The organism is Thermobacillus sp. ZCTH02-B1 (assembly GCF_002159085.1).
In the GTDB taxonomy this organism is placed as follows: domain Bacteria; phylum Bacillota; class Bacilli; order Paenibacillales; family Paenibacillaceae; genus Thermobacillus.
Window position 1 is genome coordinate 1 of record NZ_LZRU01000025.1, and the last position, 21,325, is coordinate 21,325.

Annotated in this window: 20 protein-coding genes, 1 pseudogene and 1 riboswitch; of the genes and pseudogenes, 13 read left to right on the forward strand and 8 right to left on the reverse strand. The window is 65.9% G+C overall.

Annotation, left to right across the window (positions count from 1 at the left end):
• Nucleotides 1–13 precede the first annotated feature (13 nt).
• The 5 genes from A9Z00_RS11385 (at nt 14) to A9Z00_RS11405 (ending at nt 4,078) form a co-directional block, all read left to right on the forward strand.
• Nucleotides 14–163 carry a hypothetical protein gene (locus A9Z00_RS11385; protein WP_296977460.1) on the forward strand — a complete coding sequence of 50 codons (150 nt, stop codon included), beginning with the start codon at nt 14–16 and terminating at the stop codon, nt 161–163.
• Nucleotides 164–178: 15 nt separating this feature from the next.
• Nucleotides 179–1,345: an amidohydrolase gene (locus A9Z00_RS11390; protein WP_296977319.1), complete on the forward strand. Its 1,167-nt coding sequence runs from the start codon at nt 179–181 to the stop codon at nt 1,343–1,345.
• Nucleotides 1,346–1,386: 41 nt separating this feature from the next.
• The gene (locus tag A9Z00_RS11395; RefSeq protein ID WP_296977322.1) at nt 1,387–1,902 is read left to right on the forward strand and encodes a GNAT family N-acetyltransferase; all 516 of its coding nucleotides are present in this window, start codon (nt 1,387–1,389) and stop codon (nt 1,900–1,902) included.
• Nucleotides 1,899–3,050 carry an N-methyl-L-tryptophan oxidase gene (solA, locus tag A9Z00_RS11400; RefSeq protein ID WP_296977328.1) on the forward strand — a complete coding sequence of 384 codons (1,152 nt, stop codon included), beginning with the start codon at nt 1,899–1,901 and terminating at the stop codon, nt 3,048–3,050. The genes A9Z00_RS11395 and solA overlap by 4 nt, the downstream gene beginning before the upstream one ends.
• 278 nt (nt 3,051–3,328) lie before the next feature.
• Nucleotides 3,329–4,078 (forward strand): YwaF family protein, encoded by a 750-nt coding sequence (locus A9Z00_RS11405; RefSeq protein ID WP_296977331.1) that lies wholly within the window; start codon nt 3,329–3,331, stop codon nt 4,076–4,078.
• A 96-nt stretch (nt 4,079–4,174) separates the two neighbouring features.
• Here the strand turns inward: A9Z00_RS11405 and A9Z00_RS11410 are convergent, their stop codons facing one another.
• From A9Z00_RS11410 to A9Z00_RS11430, 5 genes are all read right to left on the reverse strand, one after another.
• Nucleotides 4,175–5,497, reverse strand: a complete 1,323-nt coding sequence (locus A9Z00_RS11410) for an MmgE/PrpD family protein (protein WP_296977335.1) — start codon at nt 5,495–5,497, stop codon at nt 4,175–4,177.
• A 2-nt stretch (nt 5,498–5,499) separates the two neighbouring features.
• A complete protein-coding gene (locus A9Z00_RS11415; protein ID WP_296977338.1) occupies nt 5,500–6,246 on the reverse strand; it encodes an amino acid ABC transporter ATP-binding protein in 747 nt (248 codons plus the stop codon).
• A gap of 13 nt (nt 6,247–6,259) precedes the next feature.
• On the reverse strand, nt 6,260–6,931 hold the full coding sequence (locus A9Z00_RS11420) for an amino acid ABC transporter permease (RefSeq protein ID WP_296977340.1): 672 nt from the start codon (nt 6,929–6,931) through the stop codon (nt 6,260–6,262).
• Nucleotides 6,932–6,989: 58 nt separating this feature from the next.
• A complete protein-coding gene (locus A9Z00_RS11425; protein WP_296977343.1) occupies nt 6,990–7,775 on the reverse strand; it encodes an amino acid ABC transporter substrate-binding protein in 786 nt (261 codons plus the stop codon).
• A gap of 196 nt (nt 7,776–7,971) precedes the next feature.
• A complete protein-coding gene (locus A9Z00_RS11430) occupies nt 7,972–8,397 on the reverse strand; it encodes a PH domain-containing protein (protein WP_296977346.1) in 426 nt (141 codons plus the stop codon).
• Nucleotides 8,398–8,649: 252 nt separating this feature from the next.
• Here A9Z00_RS11430 and A9Z00_RS11435 point away from each other — a divergent pair, with 252 nt between their 5' ends.
• The 3 genes from A9Z00_RS11435 to A9Z00_RS11445 are packed head-to-tail and all read left to right on the forward strand — an operon-like array spanning nt 8,650 to nt 11,694.
• Complete coding sequence (locus tag A9Z00_RS11435) at nt 8,650–9,777, forward strand: ABC transporter permease (protein WP_296977349.1); 1,128 nt, start codon at nt 8,650–8,652, stop codon at nt 9,775–9,777.
• A 1-nt stretch (nt 9,778) separates the two neighbouring features.
• Nucleotides 9,779–11,011: an FtsX-like permease family protein gene (locus tag A9Z00_RS11440; RefSeq protein ID WP_296977352.1), complete on the forward strand. Its 1,233-nt coding sequence runs from the start codon at nt 9,779–9,781 to the stop codon at nt 11,009–11,011.
• On the forward strand, nt 11,008–11,694 hold the full coding sequence (locus tag A9Z00_RS11445) for an ABC transporter ATP-binding protein (protein WP_296977354.1): 687 nt from the start codon (nt 11,008–11,010) through the stop codon (nt 11,692–11,694). The genes A9Z00_RS11440 and A9Z00_RS11445 overlap by 4 nt, the downstream gene beginning before the upstream one ends.
• A gap of 31 nt (nt 11,695–11,725) precedes the next feature.
• Here A9Z00_RS11445 and speB read toward each other — a convergent pair whose 3' ends face one another.
• Nucleotides 11,726–12,595, reverse strand: a complete 870-nt coding sequence (gene speB / locus A9Z00_RS11450; RefSeq protein ID WP_296977463.1) for an agmatinase — start codon at nt 12,593–12,595, stop codon at nt 11,726–11,728.
• 73 nt (nt 12,596–12,668) lie between these two features.
• Nucleotides 12,669–13,499, reverse strand: coding sequence for a polyamine aminopropyltransferase (gene speE, locus A9Z00_RS11455; protein ID WP_296977357.1), 831 nt, complete (start codon nt 13,497–13,499; stop codon nt 12,669–12,671).
• A gap of 275 nt (nt 13,500–13,774) precedes the next feature.
• On the opposite strand from speE, the gene A9Z00_RS11460 reads away from it, so the two are divergent.
• Together A9Z00_RS11460 and A9Z00_RS11465 are read left to right on the forward strand one after the other, a co-directional pair.
• Nucleotides 13,775–15,802 (forward strand): transglycosylase domain-containing protein, encoded by a 2,028-nt coding sequence (locus tag A9Z00_RS11460; RefSeq protein ID WP_296977466.1) that lies wholly within the window; start codon nt 13,775–13,777, stop codon nt 15,800–15,802.
• Between the two features lie 58 nt (nt 15,803–15,860).
• Nucleotides 15,861–16,436: a TetR/AcrR family transcriptional regulator gene (locus A9Z00_RS11465; protein ID WP_296977361.1), complete on the forward strand. Its 576-nt coding sequence runs from the start codon at nt 15,861–15,863 to the stop codon at nt 16,434–16,436.
• A gap of 81 nt (nt 16,437–16,517) precedes the next feature.
• On the opposite strand, the gene A9Z00_RS11470 is transcribed toward A9Z00_RS11465, so the two are convergent.
• Complete coding sequence (locus tag A9Z00_RS11470) at nt 16,518–17,027, reverse strand: YwhD family protein (protein WP_296977364.1); 510 nt, start codon at nt 17,025–17,027, stop codon at nt 16,518–16,520.
• A gap of 111 nt (nt 17,028–17,138) precedes the next feature.
• Between A9Z00_RS11470 and A9Z00_RS11475 the strand changes: the two genes are divergently transcribed.
• The 3 genes and pseudogenes from A9Z00_RS11475 to A9Z00_RS11485 all read left to right on the forward strand — a co-directional run.
• On the forward strand, nt 17,139–19,154 hold the full coding sequence (locus tag A9Z00_RS11475) for a M1 family metallopeptidase (RefSeq protein ID WP_296977367.1): 2,016 nt from the start codon (nt 17,139–17,141) through the stop codon (nt 19,152–19,154).
• Nucleotides 19,155–19,169: 15 nt separating this feature from the next.
• Entirely contained in the window at nt 19,170–19,994 is an 825-nt protein-coding gene (locus A9Z00_RS11480) for a hypothetical protein (RefSeq protein WP_296977369.1), read from the forward strand.
• Nucleotides 19,995–20,238: 244 nt separating this feature from the next.
• Nucleotides 20,239–20,400, forward strand: a riboswitch (cyclic di-AMP (ydaO/yuaA leader).
• A gap of 29 nt (nt 20,401–20,429) precedes the next feature.
• Nucleotides 20,430–20,870, forward strand: a pseudogene (locus tag A9Z00_RS11485) (C40 family peptidase); the annotation flags it as partial.
• Between the last annotated feature and the right edge of the window lie 455 nt (nt 20,871–21,325).

The following is a 21,325-nucleotide window of genomic DNA, read 5'->3' on the forward strand; positions in this document are numbered from 1 at the left end:
GTTCAGGGACGTCCTGCTGGCGGACCGGCGGGTGGCCGAAGCGCTCGACGCGGACAAGCTGGACGAACTGCTCGATCCCGCCGCCTATCTCGGTTCGGCGCCGCGGATCGTCGACCGCGTGCTCGCGCGGGCGGAGCGGTCGCCGTGGCTGAAAGACGATTGACGGGAGGTCCTGCCGATGACGACCGAGACATTGAGACGCGATGCCGAAGAGCTGAAGCCGCATCTCATCGCCATCCGCCGCGAGCTTCACATGCATCCGGAGCTGTCGCTGGAGGAGTTCGAGACGACCCGGCGCATCCGCGGCTGGCTGGAGGAGGCGGGCCTCGAAGTGCAAACCTTCGGCCTCGCCACCGGCCTCGTCGCCGATATCACGGGCGGCGCTCCGGGGCCGACGGTCGCGCTGCGCGCCGACATCGACGCGCTGCCCGTCGCGGAGGAGACCGGCCTGCCCTTCGCCTCGCGCGTTCCGGGCAAGATGCATGCGTGCGGCCATGATTTCCACACCGCCTCGATGATCGGCGCGGCGCTGCTGCTTCACCGCCGCCGCGAGCGGCTCAGGGGACGCGTGCGGATGCTGTTCCAGCCGGCCGAAGAGGTCGCCGCCGGCGCGCGGATGATGATCCGGGCCGGCGTGCTGGAGGGCGTTGACGCGATCCTCGGCATGCACAACAAGCCGGATCTTCCGGTCGGCACCGTCGGCATCCGCACGGGCGCGCTGATGGCGAGCGTCGACCGGTTCCTGATCCGCGTGACGGGCAAGGGCGGTCACGGCGCGATCCCGGACGCCGTCGTCGACCCGATCGTCGCGGCCAGCGCGATCGTGGGCGCGCTGCAGACCGTCGTAAGCCGGAACACGAGCCCGCTGGACAGCGCGGTGGTGAGCGTCTGCCGGTTCCACGCGGGCGCGACGTGGAACGTCATCCCGGACCTCGCCGAACTGGAGGGCACCGTGCGCGCGTTCGACGCCGGCGTGCGCCGCCGCCTTCCGGAGCAGATCCGCCGGGTGGCGGAGGGCGTCGCCGCCGGGTTCGGCGCTTCGGCCGAGCTGGTCTGGATGGAAGGCCAGCATTTCGTGAACAACGATCCCGCGCTGGCCGATCTGATGGCGCGGGCCGCCGAAGAGCTGGGCCTGCGGGTGGTCGAGGCAAGCCCGACGACCGCCGGCGAAGATTTCTCCGTGTACCAGGAGCACGTGCCCGGATGCTTCATCTGGATGGGCACGAGCGGCACCGAAGAATGGCACCATCCGAAATTCACGCTGCACGAAGATGCGCTGCCGCTCAGCGCGGCCCTGTTCGCCCACGCGGCGGAACTCGCGCTCCGTTCGCTGGCGCGGGACTGACGGCGGTGCATTGCAAACCGACGGGACGGAGGAGACCACGCATGAGCCGATACACCTATCGCCTCGCCGTCAAGGACGACGCGCCGGCGCTGCTCGATCTGACGCTGCGGGCCTACCGGCCGATCCGGGAGCTCGGCATCAACTTCGCGGCCGCGAACGCCGATCTTGCGCTCGTGGAATACAACATCCGGCACAACATGTGCTTCATCATGGAAGAGGACGGGAAGCCGGTCGCGACGCTGAGCCTGCGGATGCCGTGGGGACCGCAACCCGGTCCGTTCGGGGTCCCGCACATCTGGTGGTTCGCCGTCGATCCCGACGTCGGAGGCCGCGGGATCGGCTCGACGCTGCTTGCCTGGTGCGAGGAGCAGATGGTGCGCGACACGCTGAAGAGCCCGGCCGTGTCGCTCGGCACCGCGAAGGAGCATCCGTGGCTCGGCGACATGTACGTGCGCAGAGGGTACGTGCCGGTCATGGAGAAGGATCTGGGCAGAGGCCATACGACGGTGTTCTACAAGAAGCAGCTCATCCCCGCGGAAGGAGGGCCGGTCGGATGAATGCGCGCCCGTACGATGTCCTCGTGATCGGCGCGGGCTCCGTCGGCATGAGCGCGGGATACCATCTCGCGCGGCGCGGCGCCCGCGTACTGCTGATCGACGCCTTTGACCCGCCCCACCGGGAAGGCAGCCACCACGGGGAGACCCGGCTCATCCGCCACGCGTACAAGAAGGGCCGCGTCTACATCCCGCTCGCGCTCCGCGCGGACGAGCTGTGGCGGGAACTGGAACGGGAAGCGGAGACGACGCTGCTCGTCCGCTCCGGCGTGCTCAACATCGCGGACCCGGAGCATTACAGCTTCGGCAGCCGCCCGGAGGACGCGCGGGCGTTCGGCATTCCCGTCGAGATGCTCGACGCCGCGGAAATGCGCAGAAGATGGCCGGGCCTCGCGCTGCCCGACCATTTCATCGGGATGTACGAGCCCGAGGCCGGCTATCTGTACTGCGAGCGCGCGATCGCCGTCTGCCGCCGGCTGGCGGAGGCGGCGGGCGCGAAGCTCGTCGCGAACGCGCCGGTGCTGCGCGTGGCGGCGGACGGGACCGGCATCGCCGCGGAGACCGCCGAAGGCGTGTTCCGGGCGGAGAAGGCGCTGCTCAGCGCCGGCGCCTGGTTCGGCCGGCTGGAGCCGTTCGTGAAGTTCCCGCTCAAGCCGCTGCGCATTCCGGTCGCCTGGTTCGCGACGGAGTCCGGAGACTACCGCGCCGGCCGGTTCCCGGGCTTCACGCTGCACACCGCGGAGGGCGGCTTCTACGGCTTTCCCGACATCGACGGCGGCGGCCTCAAGATCGGCAAGCATGACGGCGGCAGGGAATGGCGGCCGGGAGAACCGTTCCATCCGTTCGGGCATGAAGAATCGGATGAGGCGTCGCTGCGCGGAGCCGTACGGCAATACATGCCGAAGGCGGCGGGCCGGCTGCTGCGAAGCTCGGTCTGCAGGTATGAATTTACGCCCGACGAGGACTTCGTGATCGACCGCCACCCGCAGCATCCGAACGTGCTCGTGATCGGCGGCCTCTCCGGCCACGGCTTCAAATTCGCGAGCGTGCTCGGCGAGATCGCCGCGGATCTGCTGCTGGACGGCCGGACGCGGTTCGATCTCGGCGCGTTCGCGCTGGACCGGTTTTCCGCCGGCCCGTCCGGCCTTTGACGGTCCCCGGAGCACCAAGCCCTCCGGAACGCGCGGCGTTCAGGGGCGGCCGCCGCGCTCCCGACCCTGCCTGCGCTGCCCGGCAGCGGGGCTTGTTCGGAAGACGTTTTTTGAAAGCGTTTAACTTTTCCTCCGGACGGCGGGACCATCGACGGGAGCGGGACGATCACGGGCCCGAATCGGATCGGCCGGACAAGCGCCGGCTTCTTGCCCGAATCGGCCGATCCGTGAAAAACGGGGATCCAAACTTATAGACGGAAAAAATCAGGGGGTGCGCCATGAATCGGGTGTCCTTTTTCGGACCCGACACGGTTCCGTTCACGTTCTATTCGACGCAGCATCTGGTGGCCCTGGCCGTCATCGCGGCGGCGTGCGCGTTCACGCTCGGCTGGCGGGGACTGCGGGAACGCCCGCGCCTTGCGAACGCGATCCGCCACGCGCTGGCCTCGCTGCTGCTCATGCTCGACATCGCGCTACATGTCTGGTATTTCACGGCGGACCAATGGGATCCGTCCTGGACCCTGCCTCTTCACCTGTGCAGCCTGACGCTGATCCTGTCCTTCATCATGCTCTGGACGAAGAGCTACCGTCTGTTCGAGTTCAACTATTTCGCCGGCATCGGCGGCGCGCTGCAGGCGCTGCTGACGCCCGCCGCCATCCTGTCGGGTTATCCGCACTTTACGTTCTTCTACTTCTTCGTCGCCCACGGCGGCATCATCGTCGCGGCCCTGTTCATGATCGCCGCGTACGGCTACCGGCCGCGCGGGTCGTCGATCTGGCGCACCCTGCTCTGGCTCAACCTGCTGCTCATTCCGGTCGGCCTCGTCAACTACCTGACCGGCGGCAACTACATGTTCATCGCCCGCAAGCCGGACAACCCGTCGCTGCTCGACCTGCTCGGCCCCTGGCCGTGGTACATCCTGTCGCTGGAAGGGGTTGCGTTCGTCCTGTTCGTGCTAATGTACCTGCCCTTCCTGATTCGCGCAAAGCGTTCCCGGAACCTCGAAACGAACCGGAGGCCATCCTGAGAACGGCGGACTCCCGCCTCGAAGCCAACCGGCTTCGCGGGCGGGGGTCCGTTCCCGTCGCGCGCCCCTTCCTTGCCGCACCGGCTCTCCGCGCGTTCATCCTTCCTCCAGCAGCGCGATGAACGGCCGCACATCCCCGATCTCGTCCAGCCGCAAAATATGCTCCCGGATCGCCGCCGCCTGCGGACCGTCCACCACCTCGTCGTACTTGCGCACCAGTTCCGCCTCCGTGACCGGGTTGCCGGCGGAGCCCTTCGGCCGGTCGCCGACGGCGCCGACCGTCCCGCCGTCCTTCAGCTTCACCGTGATGCGCGTGTACCGGACGCCCGGCGGCTCGTCGAACACGTTCACGCGCCGCATCCGGTCCATGTAGGCCCGGATTTCATCGTCGACCGGCACCCGTTGGAAATATCGCGCATGGAGGCCCCGGCCGCCCAGGATCAGCGCGGCGACGTACTCGGCGCTGAAGCGGCCCTCCTCCCCGTTCGCGGGGCGCCGATGGATGAGCGCCGCATCGCTCCGGACGGTGAACGCGATCTCGATCTCCCCGATCCGCTCCAGCGGAACAGGCCCGATTTGCTCCGCCGCGTGCCACACGAAGTACGCCGCCGAGCAGAACGGATACAGCTTGTGCCAGAGGCCGGGGCGCACGATCCGCGGAACGTCGTCCTCCCGCAGCAGTTCGGTGCGCGCCCGCTCCTCTCCCTGCCCGAATACGGCGAAGAAGCCGAGCCTCCCGTCCAGGCTGGCACGGCTGGCCTGCACGCCCGCCTCCGCGAGGCGCAGCGCGCGGACCGCCGCGGCGGCCGCCAGCCCGGCATGCAGCGGCTTCGTCTCCGTGCCGAAGTGGACGCGCAGGCCCGCCGCCTGCGTGGCGGCCAGCCCGAGCGCCGGGGCGGCCCGGTCCGGAGACCAGCCCAGATACCGGGCGCCGGCGATCGCCGCCGCGAGCGCGCCGGCCGTGGCGGTGTTGTGGAATCCCCGCTCGTAGTGCTCGTTCGTGAGCGCCAGCGCGATGCGGGCCATCGCCTCGACGCCGACGACGTACGCCTCGAGGAAGCGCCTCCCGTCCCCGCCGAGGTCCGCGAGCGCGATCAGCGCCGGCAGGATGACGGCGCTCGGATGGCCGCGCACCTCCGCGTGCACGTCGTCGTAGTCCAGCGCGTGCGCCATGAAGCCGTTGACGAGCGCCGACTGCTCCCGGGACACGCGCCGCCGGTGGAACAGCACCGGCGCGAGCGGCCGCCCGCCCTCCTCCTCCGCCGCGCGGAGCAGCTTCAAGACGCCGGCATCCGCCTTCCCGGCGAAGGCGGATGCCGCAAAATCCAACACGCCGTATTTTGCCTTCCCCAGGCTCTCCCCGGAGACGGACATGCTCCACATTTTTTCGAGAAAAGCCGCCGTCAGACCGTCCTCCATCGTCACCGCTTCCTGTTCGCGTGGAATGAGCGCAGGAACTGCTTCGTCCGCTCATGCCGCGGATGGTCCAGCACTTCGGACGGCGGCCCCTGCTCGACGATGTTGCCGTCCGCCATGAAGATGACGTGGTCGGACACATCCCGGGCGAAGTCCATCTCGTGCGTCACGATGATCATCGTCGTGTCCATCTCGGCCAGCTTCTTGATCGTCTGCAGCACTTCCGAGACCAGCTCCGGATCGAGGGACGACGTCGGCTCGTCCAGCAGGATCGCATGGGGTCTGAGCGCGAGCGCCCGCGCGATGCTGACGCGCTGCTGCTGGCCGCCGGAGAGCGTGGCGGGATAGTTGTCCCGCTTGTCCTCGAGCCCGACCTGGCGAAGCAGCTCCATGCCGAGCTCCTCCGCCTCCTTCTTCGGCATCTTCTTCACGACGACGAGCGCTTCCGTCACATTCTGCAGCGCGGTCTTGTTCCGGAACAGGTTGTAGTTCTGGAACACCATCGCGGTCTGCAGGCGGAGCCGGCGGATATCCCGGTTCGTGCACTTCTCCGCGTCGACCCGGACGCCGCCGATCTCGATGACGCCGGCGTCCGGCCGCTCGAGGAAGTTCAGACAGCGGATGAGCGTCGATTTCCCCGACCCGGACGGACCGATGATCGTCAGCACCTCGCCGTCCTTCACCTCGAAGTCGATGCCGTTCAGCACGACCAGGTCGCCGAACCGTTTCCTGAGATTCGTCACTTTGATCATGGCCAACCAACCTTCATGAACGGTATGGGCGATCCAGCACGTTTTCGAGCTTCTGCTGCAGGTACGAATAGACGATGATGAGCAGCCAGTAGATCAGGGCGACCGCCAGATAGGCCTCGAAGAAACGGAACGATTCCGCGGCCTGCATCTTCGCCTCGGCGAAAATCTCGACCACCCCGAGCGTGAACGCGAGGGACGTCTCCTTGATCAGGCTGATGAAAATGTTGCCCGTGCCGGGCAGCGCGTTGCGCGCCGCCTGGGGCAGAATGATGCGCCGGTACGCCTGCACCTTCGTCATGCCGACGGTCAGGCTCGCCTCCATCTGCCCCTTGTCGACCGAATGGAAGGCCGCCCGGAATATTTCCGCGAGGAACGCCGCCTGCTTGAACCCGAACCCGATGATCGCCGCCGTCACGGCGTCCATCTTCGTGAAAACCGGGAACAGCTGCGGCAGACCGTAGTAGATCAGGAACAGCTGCACCAGCATCGGGATGGCGCGGAAGAAGGATATGTAGACGGCTGCTCCCGCACTGAGCAGCCGGTTCTTGCTGTTGCGGGCGAGCGCGATCATCAGCCCGACCGCGATCGCCAATATCATGGCGAGCACCGCCATGAGCAGCGTGATCGGGATGTACCGGATGATTCGAGGCAGCAATTCGAAAATGTAGAGAGGATCAAAATTCACGCCCATCGCCCGCCCTCACGCGCCTTCGCGGTTTCGGATCCGCCCGCAAGGCTGTGGATTACTCGCCCTTCGTCGTAATGTCCTCGCCGTAGAAATATTTCTCGGAGAGCTTCTTCAGCGTGCCGTCCGCCCGGAGCTTCTCGATCTCGGCGTTGATTTGCTCGATCAGCTTCCGGTTCTCCTCGGTCTTCCGGAACGGGAACGCGACATCCTCATAGTGGAACGGCTCGCCGACGAACTTGAGCGGCAGATTCTGCCGGTTGATCTCGGCGATCAGATTCGCCTTCGATTGGACGTAGCCGTCGACGCGCTTGTTCAGGACGTCATTCTGCGCGCCGTCGCGGTTCTCGTACGTCCGGACGTTGATCTCGGGATCATAGTTTTGCAGGTTCTTCACGTTCTGCGAACCGAGCACGCCGGCGACCGTCTTGCCCTTCAGGTCTTCCAGCGTGTTGATGTCCGTGTTGTCGACATGCGTCACGATCGTGACGGCCGCGTACGAATACGGAACGGTGAAGTCGAATTTCTCCTTCCGCTCCTCCGTCACCGCGACGACGTTCGCGATCGTGTCGATCTTGCCGGTCTCGAGCTGACCCATGAGGCCGGCGAAATCGCTGTTAACCCATTCTACCGTATAGCCGAGATTGGCGGCAATCGTTTCGAGCACCTCGACGTCGAAGCCGACCAGCTTGTCCCCTTCCTTGTAACTGTTCGGGAACGACTGGCCCGTCGACCCCGCGCGGATGACCTTCCTGTCGCCGCCGCCGGCGCCGCCGGAAGAGCAGGCTGCCGCGAGCATGCCGAACAGCAGCACGACCGCCAGAGCGAAATGCCATTTTCTCATGCTGTCCAACCCCTTTGTTGCGTATTTGTTGAATTTTGTCGAATAATGGCCACATCCGAATCATAGTATTTCCGATTTGTTTGGTCAACATATGATTTCCGGAAATCGTTCCCTACGAAAAAGACCCTGCCGCGCCGACGCGGCAGAGCCCGTGCGACCACCTGTGTGCTGCGTACCCGTTGCGGATTCCCGGCATTCAGCTGTTGATCCGTTTCTTGTTCTCGTACGCCAGCGTTACGAGCGCCGTGTAAAACGGCTGGATGTTGAACTTCTTGCTGAACTCGAACTTGTAGTTTGCCGTCTGCAGATTGCTCGCCTTGTAGTAGGGCGACGTGATGTAGCGGATCGTCAGCTCGCTGTCATCAAACCCGGTGCCGGCGGTCTCCATCGATACATCGTAAATCGAGTCCAGATCGATCGAAGCGACGCGCGTCTTCTTGCCGGTGACACCCTGGTGGTCGAACAGGATGATCCGACGGTCCGTCAGAATGAACGTGTCGCGGATCAGCCGGAAGCCCGACTGGATGGTCTCGCCCGGCATCAGGTACGCGCCGTACTGCCGCTCAAGCTCCGCGGGCGATACCTCCGAATAATTCCCGAACAAACCGCTGAGAAGCGACATGACGCCCCCTCCTTATCTTCTGTCCGAAACGCAGACGGCATGCAAACGGCCCGGAGTTACTCCGTATTTTATCATCCGCCCCGAAATCGGGCAATGGCGGGCGGCATACTCGGACTGCGCCGATGGGCCGATTGTGCGTCCGATTTAAGAAAATCTTCATGTTTTTGCCGGATGTTTCGCAAAAATTTCCTCCTATAATCGGGCTTGCAATCGGCCGATTGACATTCCACCGGATGAAATGGGGCTCGTACGATGACCGTTTCCCCTTCGTTCCTGCTGATGACGGTCCTGCGGAATCTGCGCGCCGGCCGACGGACGGCGGCCCTGATGATGCTCGGCTTCGTCGCCGGATGGCTGATTCCGGCCGCTCTGCTGTCCGCCGCGCGTTACCAACAGCATGTCCTGGAGGCCGGGATGATGACGGACGCCCGCCGCATCATTCGGCTCGAGGAACATCCCTCTCCGGAACCCGTCGACGCGCGGACCGGGGACCGGCCGTCCGCGGCAGAGCTGTACGATCTGCTGCCGGGCCTGGATCCGTCCGTCGAATCCGTAAGCCGCAGGTCGGTGTATACCGGCGTGCTCCACGACGGCGACGGCTGGCGCCATGCGCTGATCCAGTCCGTCGATCCCTCGTACATCGGGCTGTTCCGGGCGTACATCCGGCACGGCGGCGCTCTCGCCGGCGGCCGGACATGCATTGCCGGCATCCAGCCGGCCCTGGACTGGTGGGGCGGCTCCGCCGTCGGCAGGGAAATCCGGGTCGGCGCCGGGAGCTGCATCGCGGCGGGAGAGACGGAAGTCGACGACCGGCACTTGACCGTCGTGGAGGAAGACGGAACGTTCCGGGGATGGACGCAATTGTTCGTGAAGGTGAAGGAATCCGGCGACGTGGACGGGATCCTTGCGAAAATCCGGCTTGCGGCGGGCGAAGACTGGAGAGTCGAACGCATGGATGAGGCCCTGCGCCGCGAGCGGGCGCAGCTCCTGGAGGTCTATGCCTTCGTGATCGCGGTCGCGCTGATCGCGCTGCTCTGGTCGCTGCTGAACATCGGCAGCATCATGGCGCTGCTCATGCGCGAGCGAAGGAAGCGGCACGGGATCGCACTGGCGATCGGCGCCCGGCCGCGAACCCTCCGGGCGGAGGCGTTCCTCGAGCTGTTCGCCGTCTCGACGTTGTCGCTGATGGCGGTGTTCACCGTGCTGAAGGCGGCGCAGCCGGTCGTGACGCGGTATCTTTTTCCCGTTCGCCCCGATCCGGCCGTCATGCTGACCGTCTTCGCCCTCCATCTGCTCGTCTGCGCCGCGGCGGGCTTCGCGCTTACCCGGCGCTACCGGAAACCGGACGTCATCATCCGCCTGATGCGGGAGGCGGATTGACATGACCGGCTACATCCTGTCAAAATCGCTGCTCATGATCCGGCGACGCTGGAAGGTCCATCTTCCGCTCGCGCTGCAGATGGCCGCCGGCGTCGCGGTGATCCATGTCTGCGCCGCCCTGTGGGTGTCCGCAGCGGAGGAGTACCGCGTGATCCGGGAAGAAATCGGCGGGACGATCTGGAACATCGTCATCACCCCGGAGCAGCCGTCGAGCCGGCCGCCGCTCGATTATGAACAATATGCGATGTTGAAGGCGCGGTTCCCCGAAGCGTCGTTCCCGTTCTGCATCGTCCGCACCGTCCACTACACGACGGACGGCGCCGACGTTCGCACGGGCCGCCTCCTGTACGCCTCGGACGATTTTCTCGCGTCCGTCCTCCAGAAGGACAGGCCGGGGTTCGAGCGGGGGAACGCGGCGTACGCGGGAGACGACATCCGGGGACTCCTGGAAGGACGGTACCGGCTGATCTTCGGTCATGTGCCGCCGGAGCTCGGCGCCGGCGGCGAACGGGAGGGAGAAAGCGGCGGGCGTCTGTCCGTGCTTCCGATGGACGAGCTGGGAGCCGCCGGGGACCGCTTCACCCATCACGATCTGGCGGATTGGCCGCTGGACCGGACGGTGCTGCTGCCGCTCGCATTCTACGATCCGTCGCATGCGCCGCCGCAAACGCCGGAAAACGCCGCCGTGTTTTGGCTCTCCGTCCGGTTCGACCGCGGCATGGACGCGGATGAAGCGATCGGGACCTTCGCGCAGATTCTGGGTCTGCTGGCGGCATGGAACGAGGATTGGAGGTTCGCCGCGGACGCGGCCGGACAGCGCCTCCTCGGCGGCTATGAAGCGCTCCGGGACGGCGCGGCGGCGGCCGGCGGAGTCGCGGCGCTCGGCCTGGCCATCGTCCTGATCGGCCTTTCCGCCGTCGTGCAGCTCCTGTTCCTCCGGCGACGGAGGGCGTTCGCCGTCTGCTCCGCATGCGGGGCCCGCAAGGGCGTCCTGTTCGCGGAAATGCTGCTGGAGGCGGCGCTGCCTTCGTGCGCGGGCGGCGTCGCGGGAGCGGGTCTCGGTTCCTGGTGTCTGTCCGCCTGGGCGGATGCGGTCGGGGTTCGGACGTCTCCCGCCGCCGCGGCGGGGGCCGCCGTCCTGGCGCTCGCGCCCGCCATGCTCGCCGCGGGTGCGCTGGCGTCCCGGTTCCGGCGCCTGCGGCCGCTCGAAATCTTGAGGGGTGATCAGGCATGACCTTGATCGAACTGACGGACGGGAAGAAGGCGTTCCGGGACGGTGATCGGGAGATGATCGTCTTCGACCGCGTCGGGCTCCGGATTGACGCGGGAGACTTCGTCGCGATCACGGGAAGGTCCGGGAGCGGCAAGAGCACGCTGCTGCACATTCTGGGATGCATGGACCGGCTGACGTCGGGGACGTACCGGTTCAGGGGCGTGCCGGTGGACGGCCTCGGCGACGCGGAGCTCGCCCGCATCCGCGGAAAACATTTCGGCTTCGTCTTCCAGTCGTTCCACCTGATCGACGAACTGACGGCGCTGCAGAACGTCGAGGCGCCGATGGGTTACGCCGGGGTGCCGCGGCGGGAACGGCGCGGGCGCGCGCTCGAGCTGCTCCGCCGCGTCGGCCTTGCGGACAAGGCCGGGCATTATCCGTCCCAACTTTCGGGCGGGCAGCAGCAGCGCGTCGCGATCGCCCGCGCCCTCGCGAACGGTCCGGACGTCATCTTCGCCGATGAGCCGACGGGCAGCCTGGACCGTCGGAACGGCGAAAGGATCGAGGAGCTGCTCGTGGAACTGAACCGGCAGGGAACGGCGCTCGTCCTCGTCACCCACGACGAGCGGCTGGCCTCGCGGGCGCATCGCAGGTTCGTCCTGGAGGACGGCCGGCTGCTGGAACATGGAAGCCCCGGGGGGTGACCTCCCGGGGCCGATTGTTCGCATGCATGGATTACTTCACGAAGCCGAGCAGCATCTCGCGCACGATCTTCGCGGCCGCGATCTGCGTCTGCTCGGTCGGGTCGTAGGCCGGCGCCACCTCCACGAGGTCGCAGCCGACGACCCGCACGTCGGAGCGGGCGATTGCGTGCACGGCTTCCAGCAGTTCCTTCGACGTGATGCCGCCCGCTTCGGCCGTGCCGGTGCCCGGCGCGCAGGACGGATCGAGCACGTCGATGTCGATCGTCACGTACACGGGCCGCCCCGCGAGTCCCGGCAGCGCACGTTTCAAAGGCTCCAGCACCTCGAACGGGTGGAAGTTCACGTTCTCCCGCGCGTACTGCCATTCCTCGCGCGAGCCGGAGCGGATGCCGAACTGGTACACGTTCTTCCCTCCGATGAGCTCCGCCGTTTTGCGGATCGGCGTCGCGTGCGACAGCGGCTCGCCCTCGTATTGCTCGCGCAGGTCCGCGTGCGCGTCGATGTGGATGACCGCAAGGTCCGGATATTTCGCGTACACCTCGCGGATGACCGGCCATGAGACGAGATGCTCGCCGCCGAGGCCGACCGGCAGCTTCCCGTCCGCCAGCACGCGCCGCACGAATTCGCCGATGAGCTCCAGGCTGCGCGCCGCGTTGCCGAACGGCAGCAGCAGATCCCCCGCGTCGAAATAGACAATGTCCTCAAGGCTGCGGTCGAGATACGGGCTGTACTCCTCGAGACCGACCGACGCCTCGCGGATGCGCGGCGGGCCGAAGCGCGCGCCCGGTCGGAACGAGACGGTGAAGTCCATCGGCATGCCGTAGATGACCGCCTTCGCCGCCTCGTAGTCTTCGGAGCTCAAGATAAACACGTTGCCGGAATATTTCTGGTCCAGCTTCAACGCCTCGCGTCCCCTTTCCATCAAATATGCCGTCCCGGAATCGGGACGGCCGTCCGACCTCGCTCAAGTTCCGCTATTTCACCAGTTCCTCGACGAACTTCGGCAGCGCGAACGCCGCCTTGTGCAGCCGGGGCGAGTAATACTTCGTGTCGATCTCGGGAATCTGCGTCTCGTCCAGGTCGAGCGGGTCGTATTTCTTGCTGCCCAGCGTGAACGTCCACATGCCGCTCGGGTAGGTCGGCACGTTCGCCCAGTAGGTGCGCACGATCGGGAACACCGCCCGGACGTCGCGGTTCACGTTGCGGATCAGGTCCGCCTTGAACCACGGATTGTCGGTCTGCGCGACGAACATGCCGTCTTCCTTCAGCGCGTCGTAGATGCCCTGGTAGAAGCCGCGCGTGAAGAGCTGCACCGCCGGTCCGACCGGCTCGGTCGAGTCGACCATGATCACGTCGTACGTGTTCTTGTGATCATGGATATGCTTGAACCCGTCGTTCACGATCACCTCGACGCGGGGATCGTCCAGACCGGAAGCGATCTGGGGCAGGTACTTCTTCGAATATTCGATCACCTTGCCGTCGATGTCGACCAGGACGGCCCGCTTCACCTCGGGATGCTTCAGCACTTCGCGGATGACGCCGCCGTCGCCGCCGCCGACGACCAGCACGTGCTCCGGATTCGGATGGGTGAACAGCGCCGGATGGGCCACCATCTCGTGATACACGAACTCGTCCCGGTCCGTCGTCATGACCATGCCGTCGAGGAGCAGCATCGTGCCCCATTCCTCGGTCTCGACCAGGGCGAGGTCCTGGAAGTCCGTCTGTTCGCGGACGTACATTTCCTTCAGCTTCATCGTGATGCCGTAATGGTCCGTCTGTTTCTCGGTGAACCATATCTCCGTCACGTGGACGATCCCTCTTCCCGTTAGATTTCAACCTGTATTATAGACCTTCAAATGGAAAAAGCAACAGGCGTTTTCATGGCGTTTTCCCGTTTCCCGGCACGCCTCCTCCGCCCCTTCCGGCGCCGCGAATAACGGCCTCTTTCGATTTCCATACTAAGGAACATGAGAGAATCCGGGCGGAAAGGACGGTGGCGCGCGTGACGGATCGGTCGAACGCCGGGACACCGGAAGAACGTGAAAAACGGAAGCGAAAATGGCTCCGCGCCGAGCGGCGGATGGTCCGCCTTGGCCGCCTCCGCATGACGGCCGCGGCGCTCGCCTTCCTCCTGCTGCTGGTCGTCTTCGGACTGATGGCCGGGCGGATCTGGCTCGGCGCACAGACGCTGCCGGCCGCCCGCATCAGCCAGACTTCCTACATCTACGACAGCCGGGGCGGCGTCATCGCCGCGCTGCATGCCGGCGGCCACCGGCGCCCCGTGGAGCTTCAGGAGATCTCGCCGTACCTCGTGCAGGCGACGCTCGCGATCGAGGACCGCCGCTTTTTCGAACATCACGGCATCGATCTGCGCGGGCTCGCGCGCGCCGCGCTCGTCAACCTGCGCAGCCTGTCGGCGAAGCAGGGCGCGAGCACGCTGACGCAGCAGCTCGCGCGCAACCTGTGGCTCTCCCACGAGCGGACCTGGAAGCGGAAGCTGCAGGAAGCCGTCTATGCGGCGATGCTCGAAATGAAATACGACAAGACGGAAATCCTGACGATGTACCTGAACCAGATCTACTACGGCCACGGCGCCTACGGCATCGAGGCCGCGGCGGAGCGATACTTCGGCAAGCGCGCGAAGGATCTCACGCTCGCGGAGAGCGCGATGCTCGCCGGCATTCCGAAGGGACCGCGCTACTATTCGCCCTATCGGGACATGAAGAACGCGAAGGACCGGCAGCGGCTCGTGCTGAACGCGATGGTCGAACAGGGCGTCATCACGCGGGAGGAGGCCGACGCCGCGTTCCGCGAGGTGCTGCCATTCCGCCCGCCGAAATCGGACGCGGGCGAAGGGTATGCGCCGTATTTCCGCGACTACGTGCGGTCGGTCGTCGTCGACCGGCTCGGCTTCGACGAGCGGCTGCTCGCCGAAGGCGGCCTCCGCGTCTACACGACGCTCGATCCCGACATCCAGAAGGCCGCCGAGGAGGCGGTGAAGCGCGGCATTCCCGCGGGTTCGGAACAGCAGGCGGCGCTGGTCGCGATCGATCCGAGGAACGGCCACATCAAGGCGATGGTCGGCGGGCGCGACTACGCGGAGAACCAGTACAACCGCGTCCTGGCGAAGACGCGCCAGCCGGGCTCCTCGTTCAAGCCGTTCCTCTATCTGACGGCGCTGGAGCAGGGGATGACGCCGGTCACCCGCTTCCGGAGCGAGCCGACCGTCTTCACGTACGACGACGGGCGCAGGACGTACGAGCCGCGCAACCACAACGATCATTATTTCATGGACGAGATCGACATGCGGACGGCGATCGCGAGCTCGGACAACATCTACGCCGTCCACACGATCATGGCGGTCGGGCCGGAAAATGTCATCGCGACGGCGCGACGCTTCGGCATCGACAGCCCGATGCAGCCGGTGCCCTCGCTGGCGCTCGGCGCGTTCCCGGTCAGCCCGCTCGAGATGGCGTCCGCATTCGGCGCGCTGGCCGCGGGCGGCGTGCGGCACGAGCCGGTCGCCGTCCTGCGCATCGAGGACCATGCGGGCCGCGTGCTGTACGAGGCGCAGCCGCCATCGGAGCGGGTGGCGTCGCCCGCGCATGCCTACGTCCTGACGCGGCTGCTTGAGAGCGTGTTCGAGCCGGGCGGCACGGCGTACCGCGTGTCGTCCGCGATCCGGCGTCCGGTCGCCGGCAAGACCGGCACGACCGCCTACGACGCCTGGCTCGTCGGCTACACGCCGGAGCTCGCGGCCGCCGTCTGGGTCGGCTACGACCGGGCCCGCGCGATCACGCGGGCCGAGGCGCATCGCGCGGCGCCGATCTTCGCCGACTTCATCGAGCGGGCGCTCGCCGGCGTGCCGCCGAAGATGTTCCCGGAGCCGGAGGGCGTCGTGACCGTCTACATCGATCCCGGGACCGGCAAGCTGGCAAGCGGGGCCTGCCCGCTCCGCCGGGCGGAGACGTTCGTCCTCGGCACCGAACCGGCCGAGGTCTGCGACGCGCATGACGAAGCCCCCGAAGAGGAGCCGGCCCCCGTCCGCGCGGACCACGAGATCCGCCGCTCGTGGTGGGAAGACCTGATGCGTTGGTGGACCGGCTAGCACGGACGCGGAGGAGGAATACGCCGGAACTTGTCGAAGTAACCTCTTCGACGGGGTGATGGCCATCGCACGGGAACGGAAGTTTACGACCGACGACCTGTTCCGGGAAACGGGCAACGTGCTGCTCGCGGCAGGCTACGAAGGCTTCACGATCAGCGCGCTCGCCGAACGGCTGCAGGTCTCGAGGAGTGCGCTGTACAAATATTATGACAACAAGGACGAGCTCATCTCCGATTTCATGATCCACGAGATGAACCGGTTCCTCGCCGAACTCCGGGAGATCGGGCGGCTGCCGGATTTCGAATCCCAGTTCCGGTATCTGCTCGATCTCATGTTCAAGCGGAAAATGATCCATGAGCTGATTGGCAGCGTCCAGCAGATTCGCTCTTCCACCCCCAAGGTGAAGGCGAATCTCGAACGGCTCGACCGGATGCACCTCGACATGTACGCCTGTCTCGATTCGTTCATCGCGCAGGGACGGCGGGAAGGGAAGTTGCGTTCCCGGCTGCCCGACGGGCTGGTGCTCGGATTCATCTTCCAGTCCATCATGATCCCCAACCATGCGAACCTTCCTTACGGGGATTGGGTGGCGGCCATCGAGGACATCCTCCGCCACGGGATCATGAACCGGTGAACCGCCCCGGCGCGTGCACCCTATCCGAAGTCAAACGGGCTGCCCGCAAGCCTTCCGGCTTGCCGGGGCAGCCCGTTCCGTTCATGCGTCCAGCGCGGCCTTGAGCTGTTCCGGCGAACGCTCCCACCATTCCGGGTTGTGACGGATCAACAGGTCCTTCAGCGCCCGCTTCTCCTCCGGCGACAGTTCGTCCAGCATGAACCGGCGCTTGATCGCGTAATCCAGCCGGTTCACGTGGTCGGCGAGGATCTTCCATCCCCGCTTCGCCTCCGAGTCGATCAGCATCTCGCTGGCGGTCGCGCCCGCGTAGTACGGCCCGTCGCCGCTCCGGTCGACCGCGACCCAGACGACCCACACCCTCCGTCCGTTCGGCACGTCCTCCTTGTTCGTGCTGAACTTGATGCCGCGCTCCACCCGGCTTTTCGCGTGCATGGCGCCGATGTCGATATAGGCTTCGCCGCCGTCGATGATGACGGACGACACGTCGTTCAGGTTGATGCTCCCCGCTCCGAACCCCTTGTGCGTCTGCGAGCTGACGACGTTGAGCGACAGCGTCTTCTTCTTCTGCGTGCCGCCTTCCTGCTCTTGCACGAACGATACCCCCGCTTTCCGTTCAGGGTTTGTCAATCATTTTAGCTAATAATCTGTCCGAAGCCAACATATACATGCCGTAGATGCTTGTCAACGGGAGGTAATCGGTCCATGCTGTTCAGCGCCCGCACCCGATTCGCCCTGGCCGCGGCGGCCGCCGTGCTCGCGTTTGCCCTTCTCGGACAAGACTTCCGCAGCGCCTGGCTGTCCCGATACATATACGCGTCGGCCTCCTCGTCCGCCGATCCCGGGCCTGGCGGACCACCCGCCGCGCAGTCGCCGGCCGGTTCCGCCCCGGAGACGGTGCAGAAGCAGAAGCCGAAGCCGGTCGCGCTGTCGCGGCGCGTCGTCGAGTACCACATCGACGTCCGGCTGGACGCGGAGAAGAAGACGCTGCACGGCGAGCAGACCGTCACATGGACCAACCCCGGCGCGAAGACGGTATCCGAGATTTATTTCCATCTGTATCCGAACGCCTTCGAGAGCCCGCTGACCACGTTCATGCGCGAGTCCGGCGGCCGGCTCCGGAATGACCGGGCAACGCCGGAGAGCGTCGGCGGCATCACGCTCCGCTCCATCATCGACGAGGACGGCGAGAATCTGCTGCCGCGCCTGCAGTACGTGAGCCCGGACGACGGCAATCCGAACGACCGGACGCTCGCGCGTCTCCGGCTGTCGCAGCCGGTCCCGCCCGGCGGCAGCGTGACGCTGCGCATGACATTCGACGTGAAGCTGCCGCGCGTGTTCACCCGCATGGGTTACGCCGGCGACTTCGTGATGGCCGGCCAATGGTACCCGAAAATCGCGGTCTACGAAACGCGGGGCACGCGCGGCCGGAAGCAGGAGGGCTGGAACGCGCACCAGTACCACGGCAACTCCGAGTTCTACGGCGATTTCGGCATCTTCAGCGTCAAAATCCGCGTGCCGGAACGCTACAAGACGGCGGCGACCGGTTTCCTCGCGGACACGCCGAAGATCGAGAACGGCATGAAAACCTACCACTACTATGCCGACGACGTGCACGATTTCGCGTGGGCCGCCTCGCCGGACTTCATCTATTATGAAGAATCCTACGCCGCGAAGGGCATTCCCGGCGTCCGGATCAAGCTGTATCTCGATCCGCTCCACGCCCACCTGCGCGAGCGCTACATGCACGCCGCCAAATCGGCGCTCGCGAAATACGCCGAGTGGTACGGCGCGTATCCCTACTCCACCCTGTCCATCGTCGTGCCGCCGAAGGGTGCGGGCGGCGCGGGCGGCATGGAATACCCGACGCTGATCACGGCGGCATCCGCCGAGGAGGAAAACCCGGACTTCACGCTGGAGCGGACCGTCGTGCACGAGATCGGGCACCAGTACTGGTACGGCATGGTCGCCACGAACGAGTACGAAGAAGCGTGGCTCGACGAAGGGTTCACCTCCTACGCCGAGGACAAGGTGATGGACGCGATCTACGGCATCGCGCCGAACCTGCCGGTCGAATCGGTCTGGCTGACCGATCCGGCACCGCTCGACCAGCCATCCTGGAAGTTCCGGAACCACGAGCACTACGCGGAAAACGTCTACCTCCGGGCGAAACTGGTGCTGCTCGGCATCGAACGGCGGGCGGGAGAGCGGAAAATGCGGAACATTCTGCGGACTTATTTTCAGACGTACAAGTTCCGGCATCCGTCCGCCCGCGACTTCCAGCGGATCGTCGAAAAGGTGACCGGCGAAGACTGGGACGACTACTTCAACGCGTTCGTGTACGGCGCGGAGACGGCCGACGTGGCGGTCGAATCGATCCGGATCACGCCGATGGACGCGGGCGGTGAGCGGCGGTACGAATCGGTCGTCCGCCTCACCCGCACCGGTGCCTATACCGGTCCCGTGCCGGTCCTGCTGACATTCGCCGACGGCTCGACCGAGACGCACATCTGGGACGATGACGGCGCCCGGGCCGAAATCCGCGTCACCCGGCCGCATCCGGTCGCATGGGCGGCGGCGGACCCGAACCGGACGAACCTGCTCGACAACCGGCGGTACAACAATTTCCTGAAGGCCGAGCTGCCCCGCACGACGCGGAACCGCTGGAACCTCGGCGCCGCGAAGCTGCTGGAGACGATCATCGCCCGGTTCGGATGGTAAAGGGAGAGATGCGCGATGAAATCGCACGTGATCAACGGCTGGAACCGCACCGTGCGGCATGCAGGCGTCATCGTCCTCCTGTTCGTCTACCAGTTCCTGTGGGGATTCTTCCTGTACCGCGCGATCGACGGCGTGCTGGTGCCGTTCCTGAAGCGGTATCCCGATCCGCTCGCCGCCTGGGGGGCCGTGGAGCTGTTCCTCGCCGAGGCGCAGTTCCGGATCATGAAGACCGACCTGCTCATGCCCTACGGGCTGGCGCTGCTCGGCCTGCTCGCCGCCCGCGTGCTGCTGACGCCGTTCATCAACGCCGGACTGTTCCACTCGCTGCAGCACGCGACGAAGGAGAGCGGCACGACGTTCCTCGCCGGCATCCGCGCCGCCTGGAAGCGCGTCGCCCTCATCTACGCGGCCGAGCTCGCGCTGATTTTTGCACCGCTCGCCTGGCTGCTGCCGCTCGCGCGCCGCGCGTTCTTCGCGAGCGACGGATGGAGCGAGCTGTTCCGGACGCTGCTTCCCGCGCTGGCCGCCTGGCTCCTCTGGTTCCTGCTCGTCCGGCTCGTCTCCGTCGGCATGCAGTTCGGAGCGGCGGCGGGGGACGGCGTGCTGCCGTCGCTCTCCGTCACGTTCCGCAGCCTGCCGGCCGCCGCCGCGTCGGCGCTCGCGGTCTGGGCGATCGGCGCGGCGGCCGGCCTCGTCTCCGCCGCCGTGTCGATGGTCTGGGCCGGGCTGTTCGCACTCATCCTGCACCAGGTCCAGCCGTTCTTCCGCACCTGGTTCAAGGTGTGGACCTACGCCGCGCAATATGAAGCGTGGAACTCGAAACGGCGACCGGCCGCCTGACAGGGCCGCCTGACAGGAATCGGCGGTTCCGCGCGCCGGCCTCCGCCCGAAGCCGACATGTCCGGACACACGTCCGGGCATGTCGGTTTTTTTGTAATTTCGATCACGTTTTTGATGAGAAATTTGCCGCCGTTTCTACGTCGATTTCAGATTTTTATGAGAGAAATTTCGCTTTTTTATGAGAGGATTCTCATTTTGGGAAAGGAGGAAATGCCGATCTGAGAGCGAATTCGTAAGAGCGTGTTTGCAAAAAATGCCGAATTCCCTTCGAACGGGAAGCGGGGGACCCATTTCGGGTGAACGGACTCTGCGCGGCAGGCCGCGCGCCGGGCTGCGCCGGAAGAGTCCCAGGGCATCCTTCGACCGAACCCCACAGCTAACCTCGCAGGCATCGGAAGGAGTTCAACATCGGTGAAGAGATTCGCCATATCCGTTATGGCGCTGCTGGCGGCCGTGACGGCGTTCACGACGGCCAGCGCCGGCGCCTCCGCCGGGTCGAAGCTTGACGCGGTGATCGCGGAACTGCTCGGCACTCCGTACCGTTACGGCGGCACCACGCCCAAAGGTTTCGACTGTTCCGGATTTACGGCCTACGTGTTCGCGAAGTTCGGCATCGAACTGCCGCACCATTCCGCCTCGATGGCGAAGGAAGGCGTCAAGGTCGCGAAGGAGGATCTCCGGAAGGGCGATCTCGTCTTCTTCAACACGAACGGCAAGGGCATTTCCCACGTCGGCATTTACATCGGCAACGGCAAGTTCGCGCACGCGTCCACGTCGAAGGGCGTCGTCGTCACGTCGCTGTCGGATACGTACTACGCGAAGCGGTACGTCACCGCGCGCCGCATCCTGAGCGACAGCGCCTACGAGAAGATTGCGGTCGCGCAGCCGGCGGAGAAGAAACAGCCGGTTGAGAAGGAACGGCCGGCGGAACAAGCGCAGCCGGCGGAACAGGAAGAGCCGGTGGAACAGTTGCAGTCCGGTGAACAGGCTCAAGCCGGCGGGGAACAGGCCGCCGACGGCGGGCAGCCGGCCGGACCGGAGCAGGAGGACGGCGCCGAAGCGGCGGCATGATAGCGAATCGGCCGGATGTCGTCCGGCATCCAACCAGAGCCCGTCGGGTCTCCCTTGGGAGATCCGGCGGGCTCCTTCCTTTTCATTTGGTCCGGGCCGCCGATCTTCCGGGCTTCCGCGCGCGCCCGCGGTCCGCTCCGCACCCGGCGGATGCCCCCGTCTCCCGCATGCCTTCCCTTCCCGATGGGACATGCGCATGTCCTCACGCATGCGCCGAGGCGCCGGGATTGTCCGCGGTTACCGGATGGAGTATGCTGGGG